General features: G+C 71.2%; 4 protein-coding genes. All 4 read left to right on the forward strand.

The genetic code is table 11. From position 1 onward, the window contains the following. Nucleotides 1–144 precede the first annotated feature (144 nt). The 4 genes from KOE53_RS12945 (at nt 145) to KOE53_RS12960 (ending at nt 5746) form a co-directional block, all read left to right on the forward strand. Complete coding sequence (locus tag KOE53_RS12945; RefSeq protein ID WP_188058761.1) at nt 145–1395, forward strand: flavin monoamine oxidase family protein; 1251 nt, start codon at nt 145–147, stop codon at nt 1393–1395. Between the two features lie 9 nt (nt 1396–1404). Further along, nucleotides 1405–2751 (forward strand): flavin monoamine oxidase family protein, encoded by a 1347-nt coding sequence (locus KOE53_RS12950; protein WP_188058762.1) that lies wholly within the window; start codon nt 1405–1407, stop codon nt 2749–2751. A gap of 143 nt (nt 2752–2894) precedes the next feature. Beyond that, nucleotides 2895–4643 (forward strand): phospho-sugar mutase, encoded by a 1749-nt coding sequence (locus KOE53_RS12955; RefSeq protein ID WP_188058763.1) that lies wholly within the window; start codon nt 2895–2897, stop codon nt 4641–4643. Between the two features lie 17 nt (nt 4644–4660). Further along, entirely contained in the window at nt 4661–5746 is a 1086-nt protein-coding gene (locus KOE53_RS12960) for an ADP-dependent NAD(P)H-hydrate dehydratase (RefSeq protein ID WP_188058764.1), read from the forward strand. Nucleotides 5747–6000: the final 254 nt, after the last annotated feature.

Consider the following 6000-nt stretch of genomic DNA (forward strand, 5'->3'; position numbering starts at 1 on the left):
GCAAATCGCGACGAGTTCGGCAAATATGTTTTCGCCGCCCTGCAGAACTCAGCTAGAGTCGTCAAAGAATTCAGTTCCGCTGGCGAAACTGTCGAGCCCCGTGTGCCTCGATGCGCTCCCCGGCACACTCACGAGGGGCACAGCATGCAGGTCATCATTGTTGGGGCAGGGCTTTCCGGACTCACTGCGGCGTGGGAGCTTCGCCGCGCCGGCCACGACCCGATCGTGCTGGAGGCCCGCGACCGCGTCGGCGGCCGCACCTGGTCGCAGCAGCTCGACAATGGTCAGGTCACCGAGCGCGGCGGCGAGTACGTCTTCCCGACCGAGTTCGCAATCCGGCGCCTGTCCGCCGAGCTCGAGGTGCCCCTGCTCACGCACAACGTCCGCTACGGCCGTCGCACCATGCACGGCACCCACCAGAGCGTCGCCGAAATGAACGAGACGGCCGCGCTCCTCGTCACGACGCTACGCGCCATGCTCGCCGACGGGGCCACCCGGGTCTCCGTACGCGACGTCCACGAGGCGGCGCTCGGCGCGGGCTTCGAATCACACCACCAGTACCGCCGCATGTCGACCTCGCTGGCCATTGATCCTGCCCTCGCGAGCGCAGAAGCGTCGCTGCTGCACGAATCCGCGGCATCCGGCGGATACGTCGAAGACGCCGGCCGCTTCCTGCACGGCAACCAGTCGCTCAGCATCGAGCTGGCGCGCAGGCTTGGCGACGCCGTGCGCCTCGAGAGCCCCGTGGCCGGTGTCGACCAGTCGGCGACTGGCGTACAGGTGCGGCTCGCCGATGGCACCACGATCGACGGCGACGCCGCAGTGATCTCCGTCCCGCTGCCGCTGCTGCGCGAGCTCGAGCTCGGCTTTGTGCTGAGCCCGTTGCAGCAGGCCGCCCTCGATCACCGTCTGATGGGCACCGCCGCCAAGTTGGGCGTGCCCCTCAGCGCAGTCGACAACGACGTCGCGCTGGCGAGCGACACCCACAATTGGTGGTCGTGGCGTTCGATGTCGGCCGACGGCGAGCACCGGATCAACGCGCTCTCGAGCTTCGCGGGCGGCCGTATCGCGCTCGACGCGCTCGACACCGCCTCAGGCCACGCGACCTGGTTGGCCGAGCTCCAGCGCATGCGCCCCGAGCTCGTACTCGACGGCCGGCCGCTCCTCACCGACTGGTCGAACGACCCCTGGGCCCGCGGGTCCTACTCCGCCGCCTCCCTCGACTGGACCGCCGAGGAAGCGCGCGCCTTCGAGACCGCGGCGGGACGCGTCGCTATCGCCGGCGAGCACACGGGGCTTGCGCAGTCGCTCAACGGCGCCGTCATGTCGGGCGTCCGGGCAGCGAGCGCGCTCGCGCCGGTCCTGTCGGGCACGCCCGCGCTCGTCACGGCATAGGGCAGGATCATGACACCCAACACCCCGTCGTCCACAGGCGCTCGCGCAGAGGAAGCCGACGTTGTCGTGATCGGAGCCGGCTTTGCTGGGCTGGTCGCCGCGCGCGAGCTCGGCCACGCCGGCCACCGCGTGATCCTGCTCGAGGCACGCGACCGCGTAGGCGGGCGCACCTGGACCGATTCACGCATGGGGCACGACCTCGAGCTCGGCGGCACCTGGGTGCACTGGGTACAGCCGCATACCTGGGCCGAAATGACCCGGTACGGCCGTGAAATCGTGCGCAGCCCCGCCGCGGAAGAGGCCTACTGGCTGGGTGCGGGCGACGCGCCACGCAAGGGCAGCATCGCCGAGTTCATGACACTCATCGACGACGGGCAGCAGCGCATCATCGACGACGTGCGCACCGCGATCCCGCGGGGCGTCGAGCCCACGGTCGGCGAGATTCAAACGCTCGACGCCTTGAGCATCCAGGACCGCTTCGACGCCCTCGGCCTTGACGACGAGGCGCGAAGTGCGAACGAATCCGTCTGGGTCGGGCACGTCAACGCGCGCCTGGACGAGGTGGGCCTGTCGAGCGCGCTCCGCTGGGTCGCCGCGACCGGCGGACACTGGCAGCTCATGCACGAAGCGTCAGCCACCTACCGAGTAGCGGGCGGCATGTCCGCGTGGACCGCCGCCATCGCGGAGGACGTGCCCGGCGAGATTCGGCTGGGCACCACCGTGACTGCCGTGACGCAGGATGCGGACGGCGCGGTCGTCGAGACGGCGAGCGGCGAGCGCATCCGGACACGCCGGATCGTGAACACGCTGCCAATCAATGCGGCCTCAGGGATCCGGTTCGAGCCGGAACTGCCCGCGGTCTGGCGCAAGGCAGCGCAGGAAACCGTCGCCTCGCAGGGGCTGAAGATCTGGATCAAGGTGCGCGGCGACGTGACCCGCTTCTTCGCCTACGCGAGTCAGCGCCACTCGATCTCCGTGCTCAAGAGCGAGTACCCCGGACAGGATCCCGACGGCACGCCGCACACCGTCCTCGTCGGATTCGGCCCGGACCACACGCAGCTCGACGTCACGAGCATCGCCGAGGTGCAGGCCGCGGTCGACGCGATCCGCCCAGGGCTCGAGGTCATCGAGGTCACGGCGCACGACTGGATGAAAGACCCGCTCTCGCGCACCACCTGGATGACGCACCGCCCGGGTCAGCTGACGCGCGACCTCGCCGAGCTGCAACAGCCGAGCGGCGTCGTCCACTTCGCGAGCACCGACACGGCGAGTCTCTGGGGCGGCTTCATCGACGGGGCGATCGAGGGCGGGCTGCGCGAGGCGCGGCGGGTTTCCGCGGCGTTGGCGGCGAAGTAGCCACTCTCCAGCAGCAGGTTCCCCATTCGCCCGATTCTGACCCGTCGCAGCGCCCCGCCAGCAAGCCCGTGCTAGCGTGAATCGACCTCGCGGATCGCGCCGACCACCCGTCCTCGCACCGCATATTCGTGGAGGAACCGACCATGACGAACACCCCCGAGAACTCGGCACTGCAGGGCCTCATCCAGGCCGCCACCGACTGGGCCGCGCAGGATCCCGACGCCGTCACCCGGGCCGAGGCTGAGGCGCTCGTGCGGTCCGCACAGGATCCGGACGCGGCCGTCGTATCAGCGGCCGCGGCCGAGCTCGAGTCCCGCTTCGGTTCTCGCCTGGCGTTTGGCACGGCCGGCCTCCGCGGCGAGCTCGGCGCCGGCAGCAACCGGATGAATCGCGTCATCGTCGGCCAGACGAGCGCCGGGTTCGCCGCGTTCCTGCTCGCCCGAGCAGCGCGCGGCGAGACCTCATCTCCTCCTTCGATCGTGATCGGCTACGACGCGCGCGTGAACTCCGACGTGTTCGCGCGCGACACCGCCGAGATCATGGCGGGCGCGGGCGTACAGGCGATCCTGTTGCCCGGGCCGCTTCCCACCCCCGTCACCGCGTTCGCCGTGCGCCTGCTCGGCGCCTCCGCCGGCGTCATGGTGACCGCGAGCCACAACCCGCCGCGCGACAACGGGTACAAGGTGTACCTCGGCGACGCCGACGGCGGTTCCCAGATCGCGCCGCCCGTCGATGCCGAGATTGCCGCGCACATCGACGCCGTGCTTGACACCCCGCTTGCCACGCTCCCCCGCGGCACGGACTACCGCGTCGCGGGCCCCGAGGTCGAAGACGCCTACGTGAGCGCCACCGCCAAGAGCGTGCGTGCGAGCGTGCCCGCGACGCACGCGCCGCTCACCATCGTCTACACCGCGATGCACGGCGTCGGTTCCGACACTGCCCGCCGCGTCTATGCGGCCGCGGGTCTTCCCGAGGTCACGGTCGTGCCCGAGCAGGATCGCCCCGACGGGGCCTTCCCCACGGTTGACTTCCCGAACCCGGAAGAGCCAGGCGCGCTCGATCTCGCCTATCGCACCGCGCGCGAGGTGGGCGCCGACCTGATCGTGGCGCACGACCCTGACGCGGACCGGCTCGCGATCGCGCTGCCCGACCCGAACGAGGCGGCAGGTTACCGCCGCCTCACGGGGAATCAGCTCGGCCTGATCCTGGGGTGGCAGGCCGCAGAGCGCCACCGCACGGCGAACGATGAGGGTGGCACACTCGCCTGCACGATCGTCTCCTCGCCGGCCCTGCGGGCGGTCGCAGCGGACTACGACCTGGACTACGCCGAAACGCTCTCGGGGTTCAAGTGGGTTTCCCGGGTACCCAACCTCGTCTTCGGCTTCGAGGAGGCGCTGGGCTACCTCACTCGCCCCGATCTCGTGCGCGACAAGGATGGCATCTCGGCGAGCGCCGACCTCATCACCCTCGCCCTGCAACTGAGCACGTCCGGCCTGACGATGTGGGACCACCTGGACGCCGCCAGTGAGCGCTTCGGGCACTTCTCGAGCGGGCAGATCACGGTCCGCCTCGACTCCCCCGCCGCCGTCGAGGTCCTCGCCGAGCGCATTCGCACCGCGCCGCCGGCGGCCTTCGGTGCCGTTGCGGTTCGGGAGATCACGGACCTGCTCGAGCCGGGCCGCGCAGCGGTTCCCTCCAACGTGCTCCGCTACGACCTCGCAGACGGGTCACGCGTCATGATCCGGCCAAGCGGCACCGAACCGAAGCTCAAGGTGTACCTCGACACGTTCAGCGACGTGGGCACCGTGGCCGAGCGCCGCGCGACCGCCGACGCCGCACTCGAGGCGCTCACCGCCGCCGCCCGCGAGACCCTGGACCGCGCGGCGGCCTAACCGGCCGGGTGCCCGAGATGTCTGACGCAGAGCTCACCTCAGCGGCAGGATCACCGCCGAGTTCGACTGGATCCGGTGGGGCAGGCGCGGGCCGCCGAGCTGCGGCGGGCACCGAGACCGTGGGCGAGCATTGGTCGGCGTCACACGCGCGGGAGTGGCTGCGACCGCCGAGCGCCGGCGACCACAAGGTCAGCCGCGGCGTGCTGGCGCTGCGCATTGGTTCCGCCCGCTACCCGGGCGCCGCGGTGCTTGGCGTCAGCGCCAGCTGGCGCACCGGCATCGGCATGGTCCGCTACGTGCCGGTGCTCGACGACGGCGAGCCCGAGGCAGGGTTGCCGTCGCCCTCCGCTGCGGTGCTGGCGACACGTCCCGAAACGCTCTTTGGCGAGGGCCCGTGCGACGCCTGGGTGCTTGGCTCCGGCACGGACGCGGCGGATCGCTCCTTCCTCGAACAGGAGGCAGTCGCGCGCCTGATGCAGGGAACAATCCCGCTCGTCGTGGATGCCGGCGCGCTCGACTGCACGCTCCAGCGGACGGCCTCGTCGGCGCCCGCGGTCCTCACCCCGCATGGCGGCGAGTTCCTGAGGCTGTGGGATCGCGCCGGGTTCGGCCACCTCTCGGGCGGGGCCGCGCTCGATCCCTCGATCGCTCCGGTCGCGGCGGGCCGGCTCGCCGCGCGGCTGTCAGCGACGATCCTGCTCAAGGGTTCTACCACCCTGGTCGCGAGCCCTGGCGGCGGCGTGATCACGGTGGGCCCAGCGACCCCGTGGCTCGCCACGGCGGGTACGGGCGACGTGCTCGCCGGGATCCTGGGGGCGCTCGTCGCGCGCCACTCGGCCGCAGTGATCGCCGACGCTGAGGTCCTCGCCCCGCTGGCCGCAACTGCCGCCCTCGTGCATGACCTCGCGGCGCGGATCGCATCGGGGGACGACTCAGCGGACCCGGAGCATGCCGTCGGCGCGCCGATCACCGCGCTCGATATCGTGGACGCGATCCCCTCGGCGATCAGGCGCCTCTCGCAGGAGCGCGCACACCGCGCCGCGCCCGCTACGCCTCCGCGCTATGCGGCGCGGGCCGCCGCCGAGATCGATTCGGCGGACTGAGCGCGACCCTCGACGCCGAGTTCCGCGCGTCGTGTTTCCCAGCGGGAGCCTTTCCGCGCACGCACCTGCACTCTCGTTTGCCTGCCACGCGCTCGACCCGCCAGGGTCCCCGCCAGTCAGAGTCCCCGCCAGAACCCCCGACCCCAGCCTTACGCCCAAACCCTCAGCGAGGCGTCGCAATCTGCTGCTTCGAGCGACCTGAAGCAGCAGATTGCGACGCCTCGACGGCGCGGGGGGGCCTGTGGGGGCGGGTG

Source organism: Leucobacter sp. CX87, from assembly GCF_018682295.1.
GTDB lineage: Bacteria > Actinomycetota > Actinomycetes > Actinomycetales > Microbacteriaceae > Cx-87.

What these genes read in the sequence shown, in the direction of transcription:
- KOE53_RS12955 (WP_188058763.1), top strand. Translation starts at nt 2,895, where the DNA reads ATGACGAACACCCCCGAGAACTCGGCACTGCAGGGCCTCATCCAGGCC.
- KOE53_RS12960 (WP_188058764.1), top strand. Translation starts at nt 4,661, where the DNA reads ATGTCTGACGCAGAGCTCACCTCAGCGGCAGGATCACCGCCGAGTTCG.
- KOE53_RS12950 (WP_188058762.1), top strand. Translation starts at nt 1,405, where the DNA reads ATGACACCCAACACCCCGTCGTCCACAGGCGCTCGCGCAGAGGAAGCC.
- KOE53_RS12945 (WP_188058761.1), top strand. Translation starts at nt 145, where the DNA reads ATGCAGGTCATCATTGTTGGGGCAGGGCTTTCCGGACTCACTGCGGCG.